This is a genomic window from Ruegeria sp. AM5 (genome assembly GCF_056540645.1).
Genome location: NZ_JBQFXC010000003.1, coordinates 197,339 through 221,972, shown reverse-complemented (window position 1 = coordinate 221,972; position 24,634 = coordinate 197,339). Strand labels below are relative to the sequence as shown.

Sequence of the window (24,634 nt, the reverse complement as noted above, 5' to 3'; positions counted from 1 at the left end):
ATATGGAAGCAGATTTTGTCATTGTTGGCGCCGGTTCTGCTGGTTGCGCGATGTCTTACCGTCTGAGTGAGGCCGGAGCTTCGGTTCTGGTGATCGAGCATGGCGGCACTGACGCCGGACCCTTCATCCAAATGCCTGCCGCCCTAAGCTATCCGATGAATATGTCGCGATATGACTGGGGCTACAAATCCGAGCCCGAACCGCATCTGAACAATCGTCAACTTGCTTGCCCCAGAGGCAAGGTGATCGGAGGGTCGTCTTCGATCAATGGCATGGTTTATGTGCGCGGTCACGCGCGGGATTTTGACACCTGGGCCGAGATGGGTGCAGATGGATGGTCCTATGCAGATGTGCTGCCGTACTACAAGCGCATGGAAACCTGGCATGATGGTGGTCATGGCGGTGATCACACTTGGAGAGGCACGGATGGACCTCTGCACGTGTCGCGAGGGCCTCGTGAAAATCCGCTGTTTAAGGCGTTCGTCGATGCAGGTCAGCAGGCTGGATATGAGGTCACTGGCGACTATAACGGTGAGAAACAAGAAGGTTTTGGGCCGATGGAGCAGACCGTCTGGAAAGGACGGCGCTGGTCGGCGGCGAATGCGTACCTTAGGCCAGCGCTCAAGCGGCAAAACTGCGAAATCATCCGGGGTCTTGCGGCGCGCGTGATTATTGAATCCGGGCGCGCATCCGGGGTCGAATTGATCCGGGGTGGCAAACGGGAAGTGATCACAGCGCGGCGCGAGGTTGTATTGGCGGCTTCGTCTATCAATTCGCCTAAGTTGCTGATGCTTTCGGGGGTTGGACCCGCGGCGCACCTGGCCGAGCACGGTATCAAAGTGGTCGCCGACCGCCCTGGCGTCGGCGCCAATCTGCAGGATCACCTAGAACTTTATATCCAACAGGCCTCGATCCAGCCGATCACGCTTTACAAGCATTGGAACCTGATCAGCAAAGGAATGATCGGAGCGCAATGGCTGTTTACCAAAACAGGCCTTGGTGCATCGAACCAATTTGAAAGCGCCGCCTTCGTGCGTTCGAAACCGGGTGTGGAATATCCTGACATACAATATCATTTTCTGCCGATGGCGGTTCGCTATGACGGGCAGGCGGCAGCCGAAGGGCACGGATTCCAGGCGCATGTGGGGCCAATGCGGTCGCCCTCGCGCGGCGCTGTGACTCTGCGATCTGCCAAAGCCGAAGACGCGCCGGTGATCCGGTTCAACTACATGAGCCATGATTCGGATTGGGAAGACTTCAGAACCTGCATTCGCTTGACCCGAGAGATCTTTGGACAGCAGGCGTTCAAACCCTTTGCCGGTAAAGAGATCCAACCGGGGGCGGAGGTTCAGTCGGACGATGAGCTAGATGCCTTTATCGCTGAGCATGCCGAAAGCGCCTATCACCCTTGCGGGACTTGCCGCATGGGCCGTCCGGATGACAAGGATGCCGTTGTCGACCCGCAGGGGCGTGTGATTGGGGTGGATGGATTGCGCGTCGCCGATAGCTCGATTTTCCCGCAAATCACCAATGGCAATCTGAACGCGCCGTCGATCATGGTGGGTGAAAAGGTGTCGGACCATTTGCTGCAGAAAGACCCTCTGCCCAAAGCGAACGACCAGCCCTGGATAAGTCCGAGATGGGCAACGGCACAGCGCTGACACATCCAAAACCCACGGCGTGCATTTATCCTGAAAGCTGGTTGATTGCGCTCGGAATTTGATCGGCGTCAAAGCGGAGTGCGACAGTCATGTTTAGCCTTGGGATGTAACGCTGAAACAAGGAGCCAACTGGATGTCTCATACCCCGCATGAACTGGCTGAAGAGTTCCCCGACAAGCTCGAAGTGATGAGTCAGCTCAAGCAAACGGATGCGCATTTTGCCCGACTTGCGGATGAGTATCATGAGGTCAACCGCACCGTGCATCGGGCTGAAACCAACGTCGAACCGATGGAGGAATTGGCCGAGGTTGATTTGCGCAAGAAACGCGCGGCGCTCAAAGACGAGATCTGGGCGATCTTGTCAAAAAGCTGAGGATTAGGCGGGGGCTCTGCCCCCGGACTCGCAGGATATATATGGCCAGGCGAAGATCAGGTGACCTCATAAGGCAGGGTGCCGCGGCTATGGGCGTCGATGGTCAGGCGGCGCTCTAACGGTGGGACTGATCTTTGGTGGCAGGTTTGACGCTCGCAGATGCGGCAGGATATGCCGATGGGCTCGTAAGCGCTCGCGTTGTTTATGTCGAGATTATCGGCGTAGACCAATGCTTCGGCATGACGAACCTCACATCCCAAGGCGATGGCATAGCGGCGGACAGGAGCACCGAACGAGCCTCCGGATTTTGAAACATCACGAGCCAATGAGATATAGCGGACGCCATCCGGTGTCTCGGCTAGCTGTTGCAGGAAATGACCCGGGGTCTCGAATGCCCGGTGGACATTCCAGAGTGGGCAGGCACCGCCGAAACGGGCAAATTGCAAGCGCGTAGCTGAATGGCGTTTGGTGATCGTTCCGGCCTGATCGACACGGACAAAAAAGAACGGAACCCCCTTTGCGCCGGGGCGCTGTAGCGTGGACAGGCGGTGCGCCACCTGTTCAATCGATGCCCCGAACCGGTTGCTGAGCAGCTCCAAATCATGCCGATAGTCTTGCGCTGCGGACAGGAAAGCGCCGTAAGGCATCAGCGAAGCCCCGGCAAAATAGTTGGCGAGGCCAATCTTGGCGATGGCGCGGGCCTCATCGCTTTGGAAACGGGCGAAATCTAGCGTTGCTTCAAGCAGCTTATCCTGACTGATCAACGCCACCTGCAGCAGCAGTTGGAAGACCTGCGTTTGTGGTGCGGCGCGCGAGGAAAGGCGCAGGGTTTTGTCACCAGCATTGTAGCTGCGTAAGGTTTCTGTGTCGGCGAAAGTGACGTGAATGCCGCGTTCTGACAGGCTGTTCAGGGCGACTTTCCGAATATCGCTGGTTTCATCGGCACGGCTGGCGAAGCGTTCGGCGGCGCGGTCAACGGCGTCAATATAATTGTCGCAGTAGTGAAAGAAATCGCGCACCTCTTCCCATGGGCTGGCCTGAATACGGGCATCCTCGCGGCCCAATGCCTCGTCGAGCGAGGCGAGGCGTTCATGGGTCTGGCGATAGGCGCGGTGTAACTCGATGAACGCGCGTGCAAGCGCGGGCGCATTTGAAGCGGTGAGCCTGAGATCAGCCAGAGGGGGCGCCGTTTCGGCGAACACCGGATCGGCCAGTGCTTCGCGCATATCCGAAACCAATCGTTCGCTATCCCCTGTGCTGAGTTCGGTCACATCCATACCAAACTCTTGCGCCAGTGCCAGAACAACGGTCGTCGAAATCGGCCGGTTGTTATTCTCCATCTGGTTCAAATAGGGCAGTGAAACGCCCAGTTTTGCGGCGAAATCCTTCTGCGTGAGGGTCAGGCGTGTGCGCATTTCGCGCAGCTTGGCGCCAGCGTATAATTTCTGAGTGGCCATGGCGGTTCTTTGCAGCTTTACTGAATCTGCAGGCTAACTTTGCAAACCCTGCCGCGCAAGCCGTCTACAGACCCAATTGCCGTTCGCGCCAGATAACAACGCTGATCGCGCAGATTGCCAGGGCGGCGGTTGCCAGCATCAGCCAAAGCAGAGGCATCGCTCCTGTCTCATGCGTCAGCAATGCGCCTGCCAATGCGCTGAGTGCCGCGCCGCCGCCCAACATGATCGCACCGCTCAAACCAGAGGCAGTAGCCGCCAGATGCGGGCGGACCGAAAGCGATCCGGCAGTCGCATTCGGGATCGCCATGCCGTTACCTAACCCGACGAAGGTCATCAGGCCAAAGAAGCTGAGCGCCGTTCCCAAATCCACTAGGAACAACAAAGCTGATAGGGCCACGCCAATTGCATTCAGCCAGCATCCCCAACGCACCATTCGGTTGACGCCGAAGCGAACCGAGAATCGACCGCTGATGAAGTTACCGAAGAAATAGCCAATCGCAGGCGCGCCAAAGTAGATGCCGACCTCGGCGGCTGTCATGCCGAAAACTTCGGTCCCGATAAAGGGTGCGCCCCCGAGATAGGCAAAGAACGCGCCTGAAGAGAAAGCTGAGGACAGGGAATAGCCCCAGAAGCGGGGCGATTTCAGCAGTTCAGGGTATTCGCGAAATTGCTGCATCAGTGTTTTGCCGCTTGCGGCGGCGGTTTCGCCAAAATCTTGGTAGGTCAGCACCAACGCTAGCGCCGCAAGGGCAAAGGGTAGCCAGAAATTGGCTTTCCAGCCAAAAGTTTCTTCGAGAAGCCCGCCAACTGCAGGGCCGATCATTGGGACAACTGCCATTCCCATGGTGACATATCCGAGCATCGAAGCAGCCTGGTCCTGTTCGTACATGTCCCGCACAGCCGCACGACTTAAGACAATACCAACGACAATGACGGCCTGAAACATTCTGAAGGCCAGAAAGGTCTCGACATTTGGGGCGTATATACACCCCAGCGTTGCCAGCAGAAAAAGGGCGAGTCCCCACAGCAGTACAGGCCGACGTCCGGCCTTATCGGCAATGGGTCCTATTAAGATTTGCAGTGCCGCGTTGACCAGAAGATAAAGCGCGATCGAAAGCTGCATCACCTTGTAATCAGTCTGAAAATACGTCGCCATAAAGGGAAGGCTGGGCAGATACAGATTCATGCTCAGAGCCGACAATCCTGACAACAAAACGAGTGTTGCAAGCGTGGGGGGCGTGCGGCTGACAGAGGGTGAACTGAACTGCATGGTTTACCTTTAGACCCTGATCGCGCGAAATGCCATCGGCAGTTTGGCTTGTTGTGTTAATTAACAAATTTGCAGTTATCTCAAATAGTGTTGCCAAATATTTGCAAATTTGCCGAAAACTTCTTTGGCCGCCGATCCCAACTCGTTATGGTCGCGCAAATTCTCTTGGGAGACTACCGACATGAAAGACATCCTTTCCGAGCTCGAAGGCCGTCGCAACAACGCGCGATTGGGTGGTGGGCAAAAACGCATCGACTCGCAACACGCCCGCGGAAAGCTGACGGCACGCGAACGGATCGAGTTGCTGGTAGACGAAGGCAGCTTTGAAGAGTTTGACATGTTTGTCAGCCATCGCTGCACTGATTTCGGAATGGAGAAACAAAAGCCTGCTGGTGACGGGGTGGTCACAGGCTGGGGTACAATCAATGGTCGAATGGTCTACGTCTTCAGCCAGGATTTCACCGTATTCGGTGGCTCGCTGTCAGAAACCCATGCGCAGAAGATTTGCAAGATCATGGATATGGCAGTTCAAAACGGAGCGCCGGTGATCGGGATCAACGACTCGGGCGGGGCGCGGATTCAGGAGGGCGTCGCTTCATTGGCCGGATATGCTGAGGTGTTCCAGCGTAACATCATGGCCTCAGGCGTCGTGCCACAGATTAGCGTGATAATGGGGCCGTGTGCAGGTGGTGCGGTTTACAGTCCTGCGATGACCGACTTCATATTCATGGTCAAAGACACCTCGTACATGTTCGTAACCGGCCCAGACGTTGTGAAGACCGTCACCAATGAGGTCGTGACGGCAGAGGAATTGGGCGGGGCTTCAACCCACACCAAAAAGTCTTCGGTCGCTGATGGTGCGTTTGAAAACGATGTGGAGGCCCTGGCCGAGGTGCGCCGTCTTGTCGACTTCCTTCCGCTCAACAATCGCGAGAAACCGCCAGTTCGTCCGTTTTTTGACAGCCCTGACAGGGTCGAGACATCGCTGGATACGCTGATCCCGGACAATCCGAACACGCCGTACGACATGAAGGAACTGATCACCAAAGTGGCGGATGAGGGTGATTTTTACGAGATTCAGGAAGACTACGCTAAGAACATCATCACCGGTTTTATCCGGCTTGAAGGGCAGACCGTGGGCGTCGTGGCCAACCAACCCATGGTATTGGCAGGATGTTTGGACATCGATAGTTCCCGAAAAGCGGCCCGGTTCGTGCGGTTCTGTGATTGCTTTGAAATCCCGATCCTGACGCTTGTTGATGTTCCGGGCTTTCTGCCGGGCACTTCGCAGGAGTATGGCGGCGTGATCAAGCACGGCGCGAAACTGCTATTTGCTTATGGCGAAGCGACCGTGCCAAAGGTCACCGTAATCACGCGTAAGGCCTACGGTGGCGCGTATGATGTTATGGCCTCCAAACACCTGCGCGGCGACTTCAACTATGCGTGGCCCACGGCTGAGATCGCGGTGATGGGCGCAAAGGGCGCGACCGAAATCATCCACCGCGCCGATCTGGGCGACGCCGACAAGATTGCGAAACACACTCAGGACTACGAGGACCGGTTCGCAAATCCCTTCGTCGCGGCCGAGCGCGGCTTTATCGACGAGGTGATCATGCCACAATCGACCCGCCGCCGTGTATCACGTGCATTTGCGAGCCTGCGCGGCAAGCAACTGAAGAACCCTTGGAAAAAGCACGACAATATCCCGCTGTAAATGCCCGCCGAGGAGGCCCGAGCCGTAAATGCCCCGATTGACCGGACATAAGACCGTGCAGGTTGCAACTACTCTGCACGCTCCCCCAGAGGAAGGAAGCCGCCGCTGGCGGATCCGGGGATGCGCCGGGGTTTTTACGTTGCTGGTCGGAGTAGGTTCGGCGCTGGCCTCAAACCTGCTGCCCGTGCCGTCGGGTCAACCGGTCGAGCTTAGCGATGTGCTTCTGGACACCAATCCGGGTGAGCTTTGGGTGCGGTTTCGGTTCATTGCACCCAAGATCGGATCGACTGCAGGTCGTATCACATATGATGTCGCCGTAGTCGACATGGAGCATTTGTGTGAAACACTGGCGGTGCCTTACGTGGCCCAGCACGAATTGCAGCCTGCCCGGATTGTGATTTCGTTTTCGGACAGACCGGTAGCGTTCGGCACCTCCGAACCTGACGCAACGCAGTTCTTCGAAGCCTACCGGCTGGATCAATCCCGGTGTATCTGGGAGGGGCTCTGACCATGAACCAACAATGTCACGGTCTCAGAGTGTCCCGATACAGTGATGCAGCTCTGGAGGTTCGCATGATCACTTCAATCCCGCAGGCATGTCCGATGGCCTGCCATATCTGGAACTTGTCCGTTGAGGTTTCGCAATGCTGAAACATCGCGGTTTCCCCGGACGTTTGCCCGGAACAGACTTCCAGTTCACCATTCGGCGGGCCAATCCCAAGGGCGTTACGCCGCTGACCCAGCGAGAACGCTTTCGCGATCGCAAACCCGCCGACAAGCGCGCAGATGTCGCGTTTATCGAGGCGTTATGGGCGCATTTTGGTGATCAGCCCTTTGAGCGAGGCAATCTGGACGCGGGCCGTCTAAGTTGGCTGTTCGGGCGTGAGGTTGTCGCCGCCGAAGACCCGTTTGATCCTGCAAGCTACGATGCTCTGCTGGTGATCAATCTGGACGCCGCGCGCCAATCTTTCCCTGACGTGTTCGACGGAGTGCGCTGATTGTGACCGGGGCTGCCGCACATAACACTCAGATGATCAGTGACACTGGAACCCTGCCCGCTAATGGGCAGGGTAGGCTGTTTTCATCAGAAGTTGAGTTGCGCGGCCAACTGGACACGATTGCCGTCGAATGTGTCGCCGGAAATTGTGTCGTTCCGCTCTCCATAGATGTATTCGGCGCTGAGCGTCAGGTTGTCTGTCGCCTTGTAAAAGGCATTGACGTGGATCGTCTCAAGCTCGGTGAACGACAAAGTACCGGTCGAGGTAGGCAGGTCGTAGTCTTCCTTGCCATAGGCGATGCCGACGTTCCATTTGGAACTCAGGTCCTGACGGAATTCGATGGTGTAGCCATCAACATCGTTGGCCTGACCCCCGACGACTGCGTCACCCAAGCCGATCAGGTAGGGGCCAAGTGCCTCGCCGTTGACATAGTTGACCTGAAACAACCCACCTTCCCACGGTCGGATCGAGCCCGACAAAGAGAAACCGGTCTGATCGACCTCGACGTCGCCGGATTGCGCCTTGCCGTAGAGCGCCGAGGCACGAGCGATGTATTTGCCATCGTTGTATTCGACCGAACCAGTCAGCACAGGATCATCCGAATCCGAGCCGCCGACGTTTTCTTCAACGGAAACGGCGAAGGTGGTATTCGATCCGATATTGTTGGTGTAGCGCACCTGCGGAACGCGCGCGAAAGCGATCCCGACCGGCCCGTTAAATTCCACCGAGGTCGGGTAGGTGTCCAGAGGTTGGAAATTGGTCCAGTATTGTCCGATCAGCCATTGTTCCCCAATTCGGATATTGGCATGACGAATTCGGAATTCGGCGGTTCCGTCCGAGCCGAAGGCATCGACTTCGATCTGGCCCTGAATGTCTCCGATTCCCGAAGGCGTGCTGGTGCGCAGCCCGATACGAGACTGACGGACTGTGGCGCCAAACGTACCATCTGTCTCGGCCGAGGGTTCACCAATCACGTTTACGAATGCGGTGTCGCCCTGATCGTATTCGAAGTCATAGAAGAAGTCGGCTTTGACATAACCGTAGACGTCCAGAGTGGTGTTGCCGATCTGCAGATCCCCAGTGCCAGACCCGGGATTGGAGGATTCCAGCGCTTCGACCCGGGCGCGCAGTGCATCCAGTTCAGCCTGAGTTTGTGCATCTTGCGCCAAGGCTTGCATACCGGTCACGGAAAGCGCGCTGGCAGCGAGCAGGCTAGCAGTTTTACCCTTTGTTATCATATGGATAGTTCCTTGTGTGCGAGTGTGCAGGGGCACCGTTCCACGCAACTGAATTCTTGGGAAATCACCAAGTTGAGAGAAGATGCTCTCAATTTTTCAAGCAAAAGTGTCGGTAGACATGTGACGTTTCACACTGCGGTGAAACCGGAATCTAAGTTACTGTCACCGGAAGGATTTTTGCGTGAGTTTGTAGTGATGTTGCGTGAGGTGCCTCGCGCACTGCCTCGCTACAAGTCTTCGATTTGTAACAGGAACGTGACAGATTTCAGACGTAGTCGTCGCTGTCCGGGCGATTACGACGTCGGCGCAAATCTGCGTGGTGCCGCGCTGGATGGGCAGGTTTCAGCCGGAATCTCAGATGGAAACAATAACTGGTTGGCGGCCAGAATTGTGCTGTGCACAGTGATTGGGCCGTGCGGCTCTACTTTGCCTGCGTCGCACAAGCACCTACTATTCCGTACCCCTTCCTTCCGCGGGCAGGCTTGTGTTCCCCACAGAGTTCTGTCCGCGGTTTTCTTTTTGTCAGGTTTGGACAAAAAACGGCAAAAACCTGCGCAATTCGCAAGTTTGTGGTCCGTGTTGTTGCATAACAAGGCGCGAAATCGGCATCTGCTCTCAAAGACTGCAAAAAATCTAGAAGGGCAGAAACCATGCGAATCAAACGAATTTCTCTTGCGTTGGCAACCTGCGCGGGTTTGGCGGCCTGCGGTGGCTCGACCGGTGAACAGGCGATCCTTGGCGGCGGTGCGGGGGCTCTGGGGGCGGCGGTCCTCAGTGCAGATCCGCTGCTTGGGGCGGCAGTCGGGGCTGCGGGCAACGTGCTTTACTGCAAGACCCAGAACAACTGTAACTAAAGCTGAATTTAACGGGGCTGGAAAAGTCCCGTCCGTCATTGCGCATCACGCCGTCGTGGGGTCAACGCCCCGCGGCGGCGTTTTGCGTTTCCAGAACATCAAGCCAAAGGACGTTCCATGTTCAACAAGATCCTGATCGCAAACCGGGGCGAGATTGCCTGCCGGGTCATCAAGACCGCCCGCAAGATGGGCATTGGCACGGTTGCCATCTATTCAGATGCTGACAAGAACGCCCTGCATGTTTCAATGGCGGATGAGGCCGTGCATATCGGCCCACCGCCCGCCAACCAGTCATACATCGTCATCGACAAGGTGATGGATGCCATTCATAAAAGCGGCGCGCAGGCGGTCCATCCCGGTTATGGCTTTCTGTCCGAGAACTCCAAATTCGCCGAGGCGCTGGATGCCGAAGGCGTCGCCTTTGTCGGCCCCCCGGTCGGTGCGATCGAAAGCATGGGGGACAAGATCACCTCGAAGAAGATCGCGCAGGAGGCCGGGGTTTCGACGGTGCCCGGTTACATGGGCCTGATCGAAGACGCCGATGAGGCAGTGAAGATTTCGAACGACATTGGCTATCCGGTGATGATCAAGGCCAGCGCTGGCGGCGGTGGCAAGGGCATGCGGATTGCGTGGAATGACGAAGAGGCGCGGGAAGGTTTCCAGTCATCCAAGAACGAGGCCGCGAACTCCTTCGGCGACGACCGGATTTTCATCGAGAAATTCGTGACTCAGCCGCGCCATATCGAGATTCAGGTGCTCTGTGACAGTCACGGCAATGGCATCTATCTCGGGGAACGCGAATGCTCGATCCAGCGCCGGAACCAGAAGGTTGTGGAAGAGGCGCCATCGCCCTTTCTTGACCCCGAAACCCGTAAGGCGATGGGCGAACAGGCGGTCGCGTTGGCCAAGGCTGTGAACTATGCCAGCGCCGGTACGGTCGAGTTCATCGTGGATGGCGAAAAGAACTTCTACTTCCTCGAAATGAACACCCGCCTGCAGGTGGAACACCCGGTGACCGAACTGATCACTGGTGTCGATCTTGTCGAACAGATGATCCGTGTGGCCGCTGGTGAAAAACTGTCGATCACGCAGGATGACGTCACCCTGACAGGCTGGGCGATTGAAAACCGTCTTTATGCAGAGGACCCGTATCGTGGCTTCTTGCCCTCGATTGGCCGCCTTACCCGTTATCGCCCGCCGCAGGAGGTCGCAGCCGGCCCGCTGCTTGTGAATGACAAATGGCAAGGTGATGCGTCTAAAGGGGATAGCGCTGTGCGTAACGATACCGGCGTCTATGAGGGCGGCGAGATCAGCATGTATTACGACCCGATGATCGCCAAGCTGTGTACCTGGGCACCGACCCGCGAACAGGCGATTGAGGCGATGCGCGTGGCGCTAGATAGTTTCGAAGTCGAAGGCATCGGTCACAACTTGCCATTCCTGTCAGCGGTCATGGATCACCCGAAATTTGTAAGTGGTGACATGACGACCGCTTTCATCGCCGAGGAGTATCCGGACGGGTTCGAAGGCGTCGACCTTCCCGAAGAAGATCTGCGTCGCATCGCAGCCTCGTGCGCTGCCATGCACCGGGTTGCCGAAATCCGTCGCACCCGCGTATCGGGCCGGATGGACAACCATGAACGGAAGGTCGGCAAACGTTGGAATGTCGCTCTGCAAGGGCAGGATTTCAGCGTCAAGGTTAAGGCTGACAAACAGGGCGCGACTGTCAAATTCAAAGACGGGTCAGCTCTGCGTGTGTCCTCTGACTGGACGCCGGGTGACCAACTTGCGGTGTTGGACGTGGATGGCAGCCCGTTGGTCTTGAAGGTTGGAAAGATATCGGGCGGGTTCCGTATCCGAAACCGAGGGGCTGACCTCAAGGTACATGTGCGCACCCCGCGTCAGGCCGAACTGGCCCGCCTGATGCCCGAGAAGCTGCCGCCTGATACATCGAAAATGCTGCTCTGCCCAATGCCGGGCTTGATCGTGAAGATTGATGTGGAAGTAGGTCAGGAGGTGCAGGAAGGTCAGGCACTTTGTACCGTTGAGGCGATGAAGATGGAGAACATCCTGCGCGCTGAGAAAAAAGGCGTTGTCTCCAAGATCAACGCGGGCCCCGGCGACAGTCTGGCCGTTGACGATGTGATCATCGAGTTCGAGTGATGATGCGCGCACCTGCGACATATCTCTCAAGGTTCCCTGCGGCTTCCGCCGGGATATTGAGGCATGTCGCAGGTGCTCAGCCGCCCTCACGTCGTTCGCGGATTTCGCGTTCGCGCAAAGGCGTCTTGTCAATGGATCGGCCAATCTCACGCACGCTCCATGGGCTGGGTTTGCGCAGTTTGACGACACCATCCTTGTCGACAAATACCATCTGGAAACCACGCGGTCGCAGTTTTGATCGGATCGATGATCGCGCCGCCGGATCAGTATCGGTCAAGACGATCACGTCGCGATCCCGCATTGCGTCCTCGCCTTCGAGTAACATGTCAATCTGTTGCTGGAATCTTGGGTCTGCCGGGGTATCGGCAAAAACGACGATCGGGCGATGCGTCCAGAGAAAATCGCTTAGATCGCTGTCAGCTACTGGACGAACAAAGCTGTCATCCGCAGGGGCAGTCGCGTCGGCGGCCAAGGCGGCCAACGGGAATAGTGCCGAGAAAACAAAGGCAAGCGTGCGTGTCATGAGGCCTCCTGTTGTGATGAATATAGCCTCTGCTGGGGCGAATGCGACTGACGAAATGCGTGTGATCACCAAAAATTTGCTTCGTGGACGCCGCACCCACCCATGCGTATTTATCAATTTGCCTACAAAATGCGCCGTTCCCGCGGCCTTCGTGTGGGGAGAGTAGGCCGATGGAAGTGATCCTGCATTGCGGTGCACATCGATGTGCAAGCACCAGTTTCCAGAACTATCTGAGCCGGAACGTGCAGATCCTTGCAGATCAAGGTCTGGCGTATTGGGGGCCGGAGCGAACACGCTCCAATGGCCTCAACAGCTTGAACAAATTGACGCCTGAGGTCTGTGATGGATTACGCCGCGAGCTGGACGTATGTCAGAAAGACGGCGCGACGCAGCTATTGGTCAGCCAAGAGAATTTCGTGGGCTCAATGGAGCGCAATATTGCCTTTGCCTCGCTCTATCCAGGTATGCAGGAACGTGGGCAGCTTTTGGCAAGGGCATTTGATGGAAGAGTCACCAAAATTGCTTTGAATATCCGCGCGTTGGATATGTATTGGTCTTCCGTGGCCGCCTATAAGTTCAAACGTGGCAGCGCCCCAATAGAGCCCACAAAGTGGACCCGTATCGCGCAAAGCAAGCGGAGCTGGCGAGACGTCATCACCGATATTAGCCACGCCTTCCCGGGCGTCCCATTGCTCGTTTTGCCGTTTGAGGAGTTTGCGGGTCATCAACAGGCGCAGCTTCAGGCGCTGACGGGTCGCACCGCGCCCGAATTCAGCGATGGCCTTGCGTTGAATGCTGCGCCCAAACCTACGCCCCATGGTCTGACCGCTGAACAGGCGATGCAGCTTTGGGCTGATTATGCCGATGATCTGGAATGGCTTGCCTCGGGCGCCGATGGGAGGGCTGAACTGGTCTGCCGGACAGATAGCAATGCACGCGGGGTCGCCCCCGCCGAAACCAGAATTGAACAGAGGAAAACGACATGACCGACACCAACGACTGGCAGGTGCTGGCTGAAAAAGAGCTGCGCGGCCGACCTTTGGGCGATCTGACCAAAGAGACGCTGGAAGGCATCGACGTCAAACCGCTTTATACTCAGGAAGACACGGCTGATCTGCCGCATATGGGCTCGCTTCCGGGCTTCGGGCCGTTTACGCGCGGCGTTAAAGCGACGATGTATGCAGGGCGTCCTTGGACGATCCGTCAATATGCAGGCTTCTCGACGGCTGAAGAATCGAATGCATTTTACCGCCGCAATCTGGCGGCCGGCCAGCAAGGTGTCTCGGTCGCCTTCGATCTGGCGACTCACCGGGGTTATGACAGTGACCATCCCCGCGTGGTGGGCGATGTCGGCAAAGCCGGTGTGGCCATCGACAGCGTTGAGGATATGAAAATCCTGTTCGACGGTATCCCGCTGGACAAGGTTTCGGTCTCAATGACGATGAACGGAGCGGTGATCCCGGTTCTGGCCAGCTTCATCGTTGCAGGTGAAGAGCAGGGGCATGACAAGGCCGTGCTCTCGGGCACCATTCAGAACGACATTCTGAAAGAGTTTATGGTGCGTAACACCTATATCTACCCGCCCGAGCCTTCGATGAAGATCATCTCGGACATCATCGATTACACTTCGAATGAGATGCCCAAGTTCAACTCGATCTCGATCTCGGGCTATCACATGCAAGAGGCCGGGGCGAACCTGGTGCAGGAACTGGCTTATACGCTGGCCGATGGGCGCGAATATGTGCGCGCTGCGACGGAATCAGGCATGGACGTGGATAAGTTCGCGGGTCGTCTGTCGTTCTTCTTCGCCATTGGCATGAATTTCTTCATGGAGATCGCGAAACTGCGCGCCGCGCGCACCCTTTGGCATCGGGTAATGACCGAGTTTGGGGCGAAATCCGAACGGTCGAAAATGCTGCGAACTCATTGCCAGACCTCGGGCGTGTCGCTGCAGGAACAGGACCCCTATAACAACGTGGTCCGCACCGCCTACGAGGCCATGAGCGCGGTTCTGGGCGGCACACAGTCACTGCATACCAACGCACTGGACGAGGCGATCGCGCTGCCAACCGATTTCTCGGCACGTATCGCGCGAAACACGCAGCTGGTGTTGCAAGAGGAAACCGGCGTGACCGATGTGGTCGATCCGCTGGCGGGCTCTTACTACGTCGAAAGCCTGACCAACGAGCTGGTCGAAAAAGCCTGGGCTCTTATGGAAGAGGTCGAGGAAATGGGCGGTATGACCAAGGCCGTTGCCAGTGGCATGCCCAAGCTGCGGATCGAAGAAAGCGCTGCGCGCCGTCAGGCCATGATCGACCGGGGCGAAGAGGTCATCGTTGGTGTCAACAAGTATCGCAAAGAGCAAGAAGACCCGATCGATATTCTGGACGTCGATAACGTGGCCGTGCGTGAAGCTCAGGTCGCGCGGCTGGAGCGTATCCGTGCAACGCGCGACGAGGCGGCTTGCCAACAGGCGCTGGACGCCCTGACAACAACCGCCCGCGAGGGAGGCAACCTGCTGGCCGCCGCCGTCGAGGCCGCCCGAGCCCGCGCATCCGTAGGAGAGATCAGCATGGCAATGGAGAAAGAGTTCGGTCGCCACCGTGCCGAAGTGAAGACCCTGGCCGGTGTTTACGGTGCGGCCTACGAGGGTGACGAAGGTTTTGCCGCGATTCAGAATTCCATAGAAGAATTCGCCAAGGCCGAGGGGCGACGCCCGCGTCTGCTGGTGGTCAAGATGGGGCAAGACGGCCACGATCGAGGGGCCAAGGTGATCGCCACTGCTTTTGCTGATATCGGGTTTGACGTAGATGTCGGCCCTCTGTTTCAGACACCTGCAGAAGCCGCACAGGACGCGGTGGACAATGATGTGCATGTGATCGGGATCTCTTCGCAGGCTGCGGGGCATAAGACATTGGCGCCTCAGTTGGTTGAGGAACTGAAAAAGGCAGGGGCTGAAGACATCATAGTCATCTGCGGTGGGGTCATTCCGCAACAGGATTACCAGTTCCTTTACGATCACGGTGTGAAGGCGATCTTTGGTCCGGGAACGAACATCCCTGAAGCGGCCCAAGACATCTTGCGTTTGATCGGCGAAGCCAAAACCTAACGCCGGCGCCAAGATTTTTCGTACGAAAAATCTTGTGATTTCGCCCCTTTGCGGAAAACATGCGACCAGACCCAAATGGTCTGGTCGTTTGTCATCAGGAGGCGTCTTCATGTTACTGGATCATCTGGCTGTTGCGGGCGAAACGCTTGAAGAAGCTTCTGACCATATCGAACAGGCGCTGGGCGTACGGCTTCAGGACGGCGGCAAGCACGAAAAATTCGGAACGTATAATCGACTTCTGGGCTTGCGGGATGGGCTCTATCTGGAGGCGATTGCGATCGACCCCGAAGCCTCCAAACCGCAAAGGACGCGCTGGTTCGATCTGGACCGGTTCACCGGATCACCCCGCCTGACCAACTGGATTTGCCGGGTTCCGGATATCGAAGCGTCACTGACCGTTTTCCCCGACGGCGTCGGACAACCTATCGATCTGAACCGAGGCGCGCTGCGCTGGCGTATGGCAGTCCCCCCAAATGGACGTCTGCCATTTGACAACCTCTTTCCGGCGCTTATTGAGTGGCAGGGTGATCTGCATCCGGCGCAAATGCTTCAGGACAGTGGCTGCCGGTTACGCCGCCTTATAGTGTGCCATCCGGATGCAATCGACTTAGCCAAAGGTTTGGGGGCGTTGGAGTATGTCGCGTTTGACAGCGGTCCGGCTGCATTGCGCGCTGAAATCGAAACACCGCACGGGTTGCGCGTGCTGGAATGAACATCCGGCAGGCCAGAGCCCAAGATGCATCCGCGATTGCGGCGATAGCAAACGTGATTATCCGTGATACGCTGGTCACTTTCACCACCGATGAACGCAGCGTCGAAAGCGTGGTGGCAGAGATCGAAACCAGAGGTCCCGCCTTCTTGGTCGCCGAGCGCAGTGGTGCCGTCGAGGGGTTTGCGACCTATGGCACCTTCCGCTCGGGACCGGGATATGCGCAGTGCCGCGAACATTCGATACAGTTGGCACCCGAAGCCAGAAGCCAGAATGTTGGCCGTTCGTTGATGGAGGCTCTTGAAGCCATCGCGCGGGAGGATAACGTGCATGTCTTGGTGGCGGGCATTTCATCGGCCAACCCCGCAGCCATCGCCTTCCATAAGGCAATTGGCTTCAAGCAGGTGGGACGCATGCCTGAAGTGGGGTTCAAATGGGGGCAGCGGCTGGATCTTGTCCTGATGCAGAAAATACTCGGCCCGCAGTCATCTGTCGCACCTGACAGTCGTGACAAGGCACGCTAGGGTGCGCCCATGTCGATCTGGTCCAGAATAGCCGACGCGCTGAACGCGCTTGCCCAGGGCGAAAGCCTGACTGCGGTGTTTGAGAAACTGCGCACGCCGCCAGAACGTTCGGTGGCCTTTGCGATTGCTGTCGTGGCGCTTGGCGCCAAGATGGCCAAGGCCGACGGTCAGGTGACGCGGGATGAGGTGACGGCTTTCCGTGAAGTGTTCCAGATCGCGCCCGAAGATGAAGACGGGGCGGCCAAGGTCTTTGACATGGCACGGACAGACGTTGCTGGATATCAGGACTACGCCCGCCGGATTGCCCGCATGTTCGCCGAAGATAGCACCACCCTGTGCGATTTGATGGAAGGGCTGTTTCACATTGCCATGGCGGACGGGTTCTACCATCCGAACGAAAACGAGTTTTTGGAAGAAGTCAGCCGCATTTTCGGCCAGACCGACGCTCAGTTCATGGCCCTGCGCGCGCGTTTCGTACCGGATGCGCCGAAAGACCCCTATACGGTTCTGGGCGTTCCCCGCGACGCTCCTCTGACCGAAATTCGCAAGGTTTGGCGGCAACTGGTGCGAGAAACTCACCCCGATGCGATGCTGGCACGCGGCGTTCCGGAAGAGGCGGTGCGGCTGGCCGAGAAAAAGATGATCGACATCAACCGCGCCTGGGATGAAATCAATGGCGCTCGGGTCTGATCCGTGCGGTTGGCGACCTACAATATCGAATGGTTCGCCAACCTGTTTGATCGCAATGACAGCCTGATTGTCGATGACAGCTGGTCAGGGCGTCACGATGTGACCAAGGCCCGGCAGGTTGAGGCGATCGCAAAGGTGCTGACGGCGATTGATGCCGATGCGATGCTGATCGTCGAAGCCCCCAACACAGGCAAGTCTCAGAATACGGTCCGTGCCTTGCAGCGATTTGCCGAGGCGTTCGGTCTGCGTACAAGCCATGCAATCATGGGATTTCCCAATGATACACATCAGGAATTGGCCCTGCTTTATGATCCCGAAATTCTTACAGCCAAACACGACGCAAGGGAGGCTGAGAACGCGCCGCGTTTCGATGCCGAGTTCCGGATCGACCTGGATGTGGATGCGACCGAGGATCTTGTTCGGTTTTCAAAGCCTCCGATGGAATTGGCGATCCAAACAACCTCAGGGCAGGAGTTTCGACTGATCGGGGCGCATCTGAAGTCCAAAGCACCCCATGGCGCTGCATCGCGGGATGAGATGATACGAATTTCGATTGCCAATCGCCGTAAGCAGTTGGCGCAGGCGGTATGGCTGGGTCGACGGGTCCGACATCATTTGACGGAGCAAGAGCCGGTGATTTTGCTGGGCGATCTCAATGACGGACCCGGGCTGGACGAGTTCGAACACCTCTTCGGTCGATCGTCGGTCGAGATATTGTTGCAGGCGGGGCTCTATGATCCTCATGCGGCACGGGCATTGGAACTGCGCCCCGGTTCCGTCCCGGCAACTGCACGATTTGCGCGGCCGAATGAAGGACGGTATCTTGAGGCGTTGTTGGACTACATCATGATTAGCGAGGATTTGCGCGCCCACCACCCGAACTGGCGCATCTGGCATCCGTTTCGCGATGCCGCCTGCTGGGGCAACCCCGAGCTGAGGGATGCCTTGCTAACCGCATCCGACCACTTCCCGGTGACGTTGGAAATCGACCTCTGACCTTTCAACACTCGGCACGCTCGCTTATATTCAAGCTATGCTACGTCTAATGCTGATCAGCGCTGTTTGTACCGCCTTGGCCCTGCCTGCCCAAGCACAGAACGATTCAGGTAAGTCGCTGATGGAGCGGGGTGCCGAGTTGTTTCTGGAAGGCTTGCGGCAAGAGATGGAGCCCACGCTCGAAGACCTGCGTGGACTTGCGGACCAATTTGGTCCGGCTTTGCAGTCTTTCATGCGGGAAATGGGTCCGGCGCTGGCTGATTTGGCTGCTCAGGTGCAGGATTGGAGCGCATATGAAGCGCCCGAGATGTTACCAAACGGCGACATCATCATCCGCAAAAAGCCCAAGGATCAACAAGAAGAGGTGGGGCCAGAGGAAGAACACTCTGACGGTTACACCGAAATCTGATTATCCCCGAATGATCACTTTGGGTTCTGATTTAAGCGCGGCAGCCAGCGAGTTATAGCGCGCCTCGGCAACCTCGGTGAACAGAGGACCCGCAGACTTGGGCAGACGCAGTTCGAGTTTTTGTTTTTTGGGATAGTAACGCATCTTGCCCATGGTTGCGTCGTGCTGCATCCAAAGCATCGCTCCGAACCGTAGTGCTTTGCCCAGGATTTCGGCTTGTTCCTGGCCGCGTTCGTCGAGCAGTTCGTAAAGCTCGGTAAAGCGGCTCCCTTCACGTTTGTTGCGATATCGGTGTTGCAAAGCGAGCCCGATAAAGATCCGCTCGGAGTGTTTGATCCCGCTCATGTTGGCGCGGGTGACATATTCGAAACAGGCCTCGGCCCGGTAATCTGGATGCGCACGCCAACTGACGTCATGCAGCAGACAAGCTGCCTTGATCAGGCGCAGCATCGGTTCCGGCGCCGAACGGAACAAGGGCATGACAAAATCGAACAGGTGTTTGCCGAAACCGGGCAAGCGCGCGTCTTTCGCTTCGGCAAACCGGCAGGCTTCGATCAACGGATCCCGGTCGCGAAGGCGTTGTGGCATCTGTTCATACAGCAATCCTTCGCGGATGCCGTAACTTGAAATCGCGATGTCCTTGGGCTTGAAGGTGCGGATCAGGCGTGAAAGCACATCCATTGCATAGGGGATCAATGCCATACGCGAGCCCGACACACCGGCCAATGCGCGCAATTCATCAGGATCATTCTGTTCGATGAACTTGATGGTCTCGCGTACCTGACTTTGTGTCATGCGGTATTCGTGCAGCACGTTCAGCGGATAGCCTCGGCGCAGCATGTCCAGACGTGCGAAGGCGCGCCAGCTGCCGCCGACCAGAAACAGCCGATCGCGTTGAGGGCCCATCCGGTCGCGCATCTCTTCCAGCGTCTTCTTGATATGCTCCTTACGCGCCCGGCGACCGCCTTTGATATCGCGCAGCTTGAGCGGCCCCAGGGGCGAAGTCATGCGACGTCCGACCTTGCCGCCTCCGATCTCAGCGAGTTCGACGGACGAGCCACCGATGTCGCAGATCAGCCCATAAGCTCCGGGCCAACCCAGCAGCACGCCCTGAGCTGAGAGCCGTGCTTCTTCCTCGCCATCGACAACGTTGATGATCAGGCCGGTTTCGGCTTTTGCCTGCGCGCAGAAATCCGGTCCATCGCTGGCCTCGCGCACCGCAGCGGTGGCGACCGCGTGCAGGGCGGGCAGGCCGAGGTCTCTGGCAAGATGCTGAAACCTGTGCAAGGCAGCCAGCGCCCGTTTGCGACCTTCAGGGTTCAGTCGGCCGGTCTCTGACAGGCCGGCGCCCAGTTCGCACATCACCTTTTCATTGTAGAAATAGGCCGGTGAGCGCGCCGCGCCGTCAAAAATCACCATCCGGACCGAGTTCGATCCGATATCGACAACCCCGACCCGGGAAAGTGCACGGGCGCCCGGATCTTCGAACAGCGGCCTTCCGAACAGCCCGTGATCCGGGAAATCAGTCTCGGCAATCTTGGTCATGGTGTCCCCAGGTCTTTTGCGCGACAGGATGCGAGATCACCCTTGTCCGGTCAATTGCAGGCATCCGATTGTTCGGCCTCTGTGTTCAATAGACGCACCGCCAGCGCACGGGTGATGTCGCGTTTTTCAGTCAGCGCAATTTCGTCAAGCTGCTCGACCACGCGGGCGGCGGTTTCAAAGCTTCGATTCATGTGCTTGACCAGATATGCTATGACATCCGGCCCCGGATTGAGCTGCCGGTCGGTGAATAGCTTCGCCAGCACTGCGCCCAGCAGCGCATCGTCCGGCCCTTCAAGCGACACATGATGCGCACCTTCGGCCCGGCTTTGCAGATCGGCCAGCGGCAGATGCCACAGTTTCGGCGTCGTGCGCCCGGTCATCAGCAAGGCGTGGCCCTCGGCCAGAACCAGATTGTGCAAATGGAACAGAGTTTTCTGCTGCTCGACGTCCGCCGCGATTACCGGCACATCTTCGACCGCCACCGGACCGCGCGCCAGGTCCGGCACGTCGTCATATCGAAGCGCGGCGGCTTGTACGATTCGACCGCCGGTCTCGCCGGCCCAGACATGCGCCAGATGGGTCTTGCCCGATCCTGCAGGGCCGCTCAGCACCAGTTTGTTGCCAGGCCATGAGGTGGCAGAGATCATCGCAACAGCCAGCGCATTAGCAGGCGAGACGAAAAAGTCTTCGCGGCCCAAGGCAGTCTTGGAAGGCAGATCAAAGCTGAGCTGCATGGCCATTTATTCGTCTTCCTGATTGAGCCCTTCAAGCCCGGTATATAGGCGGCTGTGCAGATACTGCTCGGTCGCAAACCGTGCCAGCACACCCAAGGCAGCCGCTACAGGTACTGCGATCAGCATTCCGACGAAGCCGAACAGCGCGCCGAAGACCGACAAGGCCAGCAGCAGCCAGACCGGGTGCAGGCCCACCGAACTACCGACGAGTTTGGGCGTCAGGAAGTTGCCCTCGGTCACCTGTCCGATAGCAAAAATACCGGCGACCAAACCGATATGTGCCCAATCCCCCCAGAACTGAAACAGGGCCAGGCCTATGGCTAGGGTGCCTCCGATCAGGGCGCCCAAATAGGGGATGAAGGTTACCAGTCCTGCAATGAAGCCGACGATCAGGCCGAATTGCAGGCCGACCAGCATCAATGCGACAGCATAGTAGGTGCCGAGGATCAGGCAGACGGTACCCATTCCACGCACGAATGAGGCAAGAACGGCGTCGATTTCACCAGCAAGTCGTTTGATCGTGGGGGCGTGATCACGGGGCAAGAGCTCTCCGATCCGGGTGATCATGCGATCCCAATCCATCAGCAGGTAAACCGCTACAACCGGTACGATAACCAGCAGGACGACGACATTTATCGCTGAACCCAATGAGGCCAGAACGGTTTGCAGCACATCGCCGGTTTTTGATTTCAGCGTCTCGCCAAATGACACCAGCATCTGGTGGGTATTTGATTCGCGATCGAGCAAAGCCGGGAATTGTTTCTCAATAAAGGCGCGCAGTTCTTTAAAAAGGCTTGGCAAAACATCAATCAGATCCAGTAGCTGTGTGATCAACGCGGGCACAACCATAAGAATCATCAAAACAAAACCAAACACGCCGACAACGGTAATGATCCCGGTCGCAGCCATGCGCGAAAGGCCGAGTGTTTCCAGGCGGTCCGCAACGGGATCAAGGAAATATGCAATCGCACCACCGATCACAAAGGGCAGCAAGACATCGCCCAACAGGTACAAAAGCAGCACGAAAACAGCGGCGGCAATGCCCCAGTATCTAAGCTGATCCTTCACCGGCAAGGCCATGGCGCAATCCCTCGTTTGCACAGCATTGCCGTGTTCTTGGCCCATGACGCCCGGCGATGCAAGCGGTTCATGGCGAGCGATTTTTATACCCTAGTCTGTCAGAGTACCCAGTTCCGGTGTCTCACCTGTGGCCATTTCATCAGGCCAGTTGGTGCGCCAGATTTCCGCCGACCAGTGTCCGCAATGTACCTTCGGGCGATCAAAGCCGGGCAGGGCAGGCAGCAGTGGCGCAACCACCACATCGTGGCGCGGAACGGCGAAATAAGGGAAGGAATAGCGTTCACGCCCGGATCGATTAACCACGCGATGCGGGGTCGATTTCAACCGCCCGCCCGACCACAGTTCCAGCATGTCGCCGATATTGACCACGAAGCCGCCGGGCGGGCAGTCCGGTGTGATCCAGCCGCCGGTGCGGGTCTGCACCTCAAGTCCTCCGACCGGATCGGGAGCGATTATTGTCAGTGCGTCGGTGTCCTTATGCGGATGAATTCCATAGCCACGCTCATCCGGGGATTGTGGCGGATAGTGTAGCAGGGTCATGTTGGTCATCGGGTCGCGGAAGGCGTCGCGTAGTGTGTTGGGCGGGATTTTTAACCCCACTTCCAATGCACCCAGCAAAAGATCTGTTACGCCATCAAGCTGTAGCCAGTAATCCAGTATTACCGCGCGGGCCTGGGGCACTTCTCGGGGCCAGATATTCGGGCCGTAAAGTGCGCATTCAACCCGGATCGGCGCATCTTCGGCTGCTTCGAAATGCAGCTTGTACCCTTCGTACTTATCCGCCGCGCCCGAGCCGTCATTGGGCGTGAAGAACCCCATCGGAATGTACCCACGATAGTTTTCGCGGGTGATGGCCTGATCCCATTTTCGGGCCTCGTCGATATCAAAGATCGCACTGACACACTCGCGCACCTGCTCGATGTGCTCAGGCGCGATGCCTGTCCCTGTGATCGATAGAAACCCGATGCTGGTGCAGGCATCCATGATCTGCGCGACCGTTGCCTGATACAGCGGACCAGAAGGATCAGTCAGCGGGCTGATATCTATGGTTGGAATACGCTCCATCAGTTAATTCTCACGCCTTGTCGTTCCAGTTCCTGATGCACAGGAACAAGGTTCATGCTGTCGAGATCTTGATTGCTTTTCAAGGATAACGCCGCAGCGATCCCTGCGCCCTGACCCATCACCGCGCAGCAGGACATGTTGCGCGTCGCGGCGTGAGCGACCCGATCCGCGCCATGGGACCGGCCCGCAACCAACAGGCCCTTGATCCCTTTGGGCAGCATCGAGCGATACGGAATCTGCATATATCGCCCCGTGGTCGGCAAGATCAGAATGCCGTAGCCATCGATGAATTCAGGGTAGATACCGATGGAATCCTCGAACCGGCCCTGATGTCGGGCATCGGTTTCGGTCATGTTGTAGACGGCATCGATCTTGCGCGTATCCCGAATGCCGATGGTCATTCCGAAATTGCGTAGACGTGCGTTTTCGCAACCCGGCATGAAACGGCGAAGGGCATCAATGGCCAGCATCGCCTGTCGGCGGCCTTCGATTTCACCAAAGGTCAGGCTGTCGGGGTCGGTTCCATCGATCTGGTCCATATGAATCAGGTTCATATAAGTCAGCTCTCCGGTATCGTGCATCGCTCCCCACGTGCCTGCAATCGTGTTCAGATGCGCCGGGATCAGGCCCTCATCAATCGCCTGCTGGAAGGGTTTCTTGACGAAGGGTGAGAACATGTCGTCCTCTTTGCCAGAGGTCTCGATATTCCATTCGCCACCGCCGCCCCAGTCCTTGTAGGTCTGCGGATCGGCTTTGATGCCTTCCATAAACGCCCGTTTGTCGACACCGGCCAGATGGAACATGACCGAGGCTGCCATCATGTCCTCACGCGGCGTCTTGTGCGTCGGGGCGCCCGCGCGATGCGCTACATCTGCATCCCCTGTGGCGTCGATGACAACCTTGGCCAAGATCGCCTCACGCCCCGCTTTGGATTCGGTAATCACCCCAGTGATGCGATCCCCTTCCATGATTGGGGCAACGAATTGACGGTGCAGCATCGGGTGAACGCCGGCCTCTTCGACCAGCTTGTCGGCCACCAGCTTGAAACCCTCGCTGTCCAGTTCGTAGCTGAGCGATTGGCTTTCAGGCACTGCTGCACCCATCTCTTTGGCGCGGGTTTCGAACTCCATGCCGATGCCTCCGGCCTCGACAGTTTGTTCGTGGCGATACCAGGCAAAGCCTTCGACACCGACTGCCGTAATATTCCCACCCATGCAACCGAACCTATCCATCAAGGAAACTTCGGCCCCAGCGCGTGCGGCAGCCAGCGCTGCTGACAATCCAGCGGGGCCCGAGCCCACAACCAATACGTCTGTCTGGTGAACAACGGGGATCTGGCGGGCGGGTTCGGTGATTGTTTGCATTGCTGCCTCGCGGTTGAACGTTTGCGCCAACATTGAAAACCCCGGCGTTGCGGTCAATCAAAAAACCGACTGAGCATGGGTCGCAAAACACCGATGTGCGATTGCCCCCGGCTAGGCTTTGGAATAATCACCTTGCAGCGAAATTCTCACCCGTAAGG

At 57.5% G+C, this 24,634-nt stretch carries 23 protein-coding genes; 14 read left to right on the top strand and 9 right to left on the bottom strand.

Annotated elements, in window-relative coordinates; genetic code table 11:
- Nucleotides 1-2 precede the first annotated feature (2 nt).
- Entirely contained in the window at nucleotides 3-1,661 is a 1,659-nt protein-coding gene (gene betA / locus ACR0AH_RS10695; protein ID WP_480591903.1) for a choline dehydrogenase, read from the top strand.
- Between the two features lie 133 nt (nucleotides 1,662-1,794).
- Complete coding sequence (locus ACR0AH_RS10690) at nucleotides 1,795-2,034, top strand: HP1242/YdcH family protein (RefSeq protein WP_170392158.1); 240 nt, start codon at nucleotides 1,795-1,797, stop codon at nucleotides 2,032-2,034.
- Nucleotides 2,035-2,090: 56 nt separating this feature from the next.
- On the opposite strand, the gene ACR0AH_RS10685 is transcribed toward ACR0AH_RS10690, so the two are convergent.
- Both ACR0AH_RS10685 and ACR0AH_RS10680 read right to left on the bottom strand, forming a co-directional pair.
- Nucleotides 2,091-3,491, bottom strand: coding sequence for a helix-turn-helix domain-containing protein (locus ACR0AH_RS10685; RefSeq protein WP_480591900.1), 1,401 nt, complete (start codon nucleotides 3,489-3,491; stop codon nucleotides 2,091-2,093).
- 64 nt (nucleotides 3,492-3,555) lie between these two features.
- The gene (locus tag ACR0AH_RS10680) at nucleotides 3,556-4,761 is read right to left on the bottom strand and encodes a multidrug effflux MFS transporter (protein WP_170420747.1); all 1,206 of its coding nucleotides are present in this window, start codon (nucleotides 4,759-4,761) and stop codon (nucleotides 3,556-3,558) included.
- A 181-nt stretch (nucleotides 4,762-4,942) separates the two neighbouring features.
- Here ACR0AH_RS10680 and ACR0AH_RS10675 point away from each other — a divergent pair, with 181 nt between their 5' ends.
- The 3 genes from ACR0AH_RS10675 (at nucleotide 4,943) to ACR0AH_RS10665 (ending at nucleotide 7,473) form a co-directional block, all read left to right on the top strand.
- Nucleotides 4,943-6,475 carry an acyl-CoA carboxylase subunit beta gene (locus tag ACR0AH_RS10675; RefSeq protein ID WP_170563888.1) on the top strand — a complete coding sequence of 511 codons (1,533 nt, stop codon included), beginning with the start codon at nucleotides 4,943-4,945 and terminating at the stop codon, nucleotides 6,473-6,475.
- 28 nt (nucleotides 6,476-6,503) lie between these two features.
- Nucleotides 6,504-6,983, top strand: coding sequence for a DUF6497 family protein (locus ACR0AH_RS10670; RefSeq protein WP_480439172.1), 480 nt, complete (start codon nucleotides 6,504-6,506; stop codon nucleotides 6,981-6,983).
- Nucleotides 6,984-7,119: 136 nt separating this feature from the next.
- A complete protein-coding gene (locus ACR0AH_RS10665; RefSeq protein WP_170392151.1) occupies nucleotides 7,120-7,473 on the top strand; it encodes a hypothetical protein in 354 nt (117 codons plus the stop codon).
- Between the two features lie 86 nt (nucleotides 7,474-7,559).
- On the opposite strand, the gene ACR0AH_RS10660 is transcribed toward ACR0AH_RS10665, so the two are convergent.
- Nucleotides 7,560-8,711: a DcaP family trimeric outer membrane transporter gene (locus ACR0AH_RS10660; protein WP_170563885.1), complete on the bottom strand. Its 1,152-nt coding sequence runs from the start codon at nucleotides 8,709-8,711 to the stop codon at nucleotides 7,560-7,562.
- Between the two features lie 650 nt (nucleotides 8,712-9,361).
- Here ACR0AH_RS10660 and ACR0AH_RS10655 point away from each other — a divergent pair.
- Nucleotides 9,362-9,565 carry a hypothetical protein gene (locus ACR0AH_RS10655; RefSeq protein ID WP_170392147.1) on the top strand — a complete coding sequence of 68 codons (204 nt, stop codon included), beginning with the start codon at nucleotides 9,362-9,364 and terminating at the stop codon, nucleotides 9,563-9,565.
- 117 nt (nucleotides 9,566-9,682) lie between these two features.
- A complete protein-coding gene (locus ACR0AH_RS10650; protein ID WP_480591896.1) occupies nucleotides 9,683-11,728 on the top strand; it encodes an ATP-binding protein in 2,046 nt (681 codons plus the stop codon).
- 76 nt (nucleotides 11,729-11,804) lie between these two features.
- Here the strand turns inward: ACR0AH_RS10650 and ACR0AH_RS10645 are convergent, their stop codons facing one another.
- Nucleotides 11,805-12,251: a DUF4174 domain-containing protein gene (locus ACR0AH_RS10645; protein WP_170392143.1), complete on the bottom strand. Its 447-nt coding sequence runs from the start codon at nucleotides 12,249-12,251 to the stop codon at nucleotides 11,805-11,807.
- Nucleotides 12,252-12,421: 170 nt separating this feature from the next.
- Between ACR0AH_RS10645 and ACR0AH_RS10640 the strand changes: the two genes are divergently transcribed.
- The 7 genes from ACR0AH_RS10640 (at nucleotide 12,422) to ACR0AH_RS10610 (ending at nucleotide 18,688) form a co-directional block, all read left to right on the top strand.
- Nucleotides 12,422-13,237, top strand: a complete 816-nt coding sequence (locus tag ACR0AH_RS10640) for a hypothetical protein (protein WP_480591893.1) — start codon at nucleotides 12,422-12,424, stop codon at nucleotides 13,235-13,237.
- Entirely contained in the window at nucleotides 13,234-15,360 is a 2,127-nt protein-coding gene (scpA, locus tag ACR0AH_RS10635; RefSeq protein ID WP_170661943.1) for a methylmalonyl-CoA mutase, read from the top strand. The genes ACR0AH_RS10640 and scpA overlap by 4 nt, the downstream gene beginning before the upstream one ends.
- A 109-nt stretch (nucleotides 15,361-15,469) precedes the next feature.
- Entirely contained in the window at nucleotides 15,470-16,072 is a 603-nt protein-coding gene (locus tag ACR0AH_RS10630) for a VOC family protein (protein WP_170732941.1), read from the top strand.
- A complete protein-coding gene (locus ACR0AH_RS10625; protein WP_480591890.1) occupies nucleotides 16,069-16,593 on the top strand; it encodes an N-acetyltransferase family protein in 525 nt (174 codons plus the stop codon). Before ACR0AH_RS10630 ends, ACR0AH_RS10625 begins: the two co-directional genes overlap by 4 nt.
- Nucleotides 16,594-16,602: 9 nt before the next feature.
- Complete coding sequence (locus ACR0AH_RS10620; protein ID WP_170392133.1) at nucleotides 16,603-17,283, top strand: molecular chaperone DjiA; 681 nt, start codon at nucleotides 16,603-16,605, stop codon at nucleotides 17,281-17,283.
- A gap of 3 nt (nucleotides 17,284-17,286) precedes the next feature.
- On the top strand, nucleotides 17,287-18,279 hold the full coding sequence (locus ACR0AH_RS10615; RefSeq protein WP_480591887.1) for an endonuclease/exonuclease/phosphatase family protein: 993 nt from the start codon (nucleotides 17,287-17,289) through the stop codon (nucleotides 18,277-18,279).
- Nucleotides 18,280-18,316: 37 nt separating this feature from the next.
- On the top strand, nucleotides 18,317-18,688 hold the full coding sequence (locus ACR0AH_RS10610; protein ID WP_480591885.1) for a hypothetical protein: 372 nt from the start codon (nucleotides 18,317-18,319) through the stop codon (nucleotides 18,686-18,688).
- On the opposite strand, the gene ACR0AH_RS10605 is transcribed toward ACR0AH_RS10610, so the two are convergent.
- From ACR0AH_RS10605 to ACR0AH_RS10585, 5 genes are all read right to left on the bottom strand, one after another.
- Nucleotides 18,689-20,233 (bottom strand): Ppx/GppA family phosphatase, encoded by a 1,545-nt coding sequence (locus tag ACR0AH_RS10605; RefSeq protein ID WP_480591882.1) that lies wholly within the window; start codon nucleotides 20,231-20,233, stop codon nucleotides 18,689-18,691. It lies immediately after the preceding gene.
- Nucleotides 20,234-20,283: 50 nt separating this feature from the next.
- Entirely contained in the window at nucleotides 20,284-20,973 is a 690-nt protein-coding gene (locus ACR0AH_RS10600; RefSeq protein ID WP_170392125.1) for an HdaA/DnaA family protein, read from the bottom strand.
- Complete coding sequence (locus ACR0AH_RS10595) at nucleotides 20,974-22,047, bottom strand: AI-2E family transporter (protein WP_170392915.1); 1,074 nt, start codon at nucleotides 22,045-22,047, stop codon at nucleotides 20,974-20,976.
- Between the two features lie 90 nt (nucleotides 22,048-22,137).
- Nucleotides 22,138-23,112, bottom strand: coding sequence for a 2OG-Fe(II) oxygenase family protein (locus ACR0AH_RS10590; protein ID WP_170647978.1), 975 nt, complete (start codon nucleotides 23,110-23,112; stop codon nucleotides 22,138-22,140).
- Nucleotides 23,112-24,509, bottom strand: coding sequence for an FAD-dependent oxidoreductase (locus tag ACR0AH_RS10585; RefSeq protein ID WP_480591879.1), 1,398 nt, complete (start codon nucleotides 24,507-24,509; stop codon nucleotides 23,112-23,114). The genes ACR0AH_RS10590 and ACR0AH_RS10585 overlap by 1 nt, the downstream gene beginning before the upstream one ends.
- Between the last annotated feature and the right edge of the window lie 125 nt (nucleotides 24,510-24,634).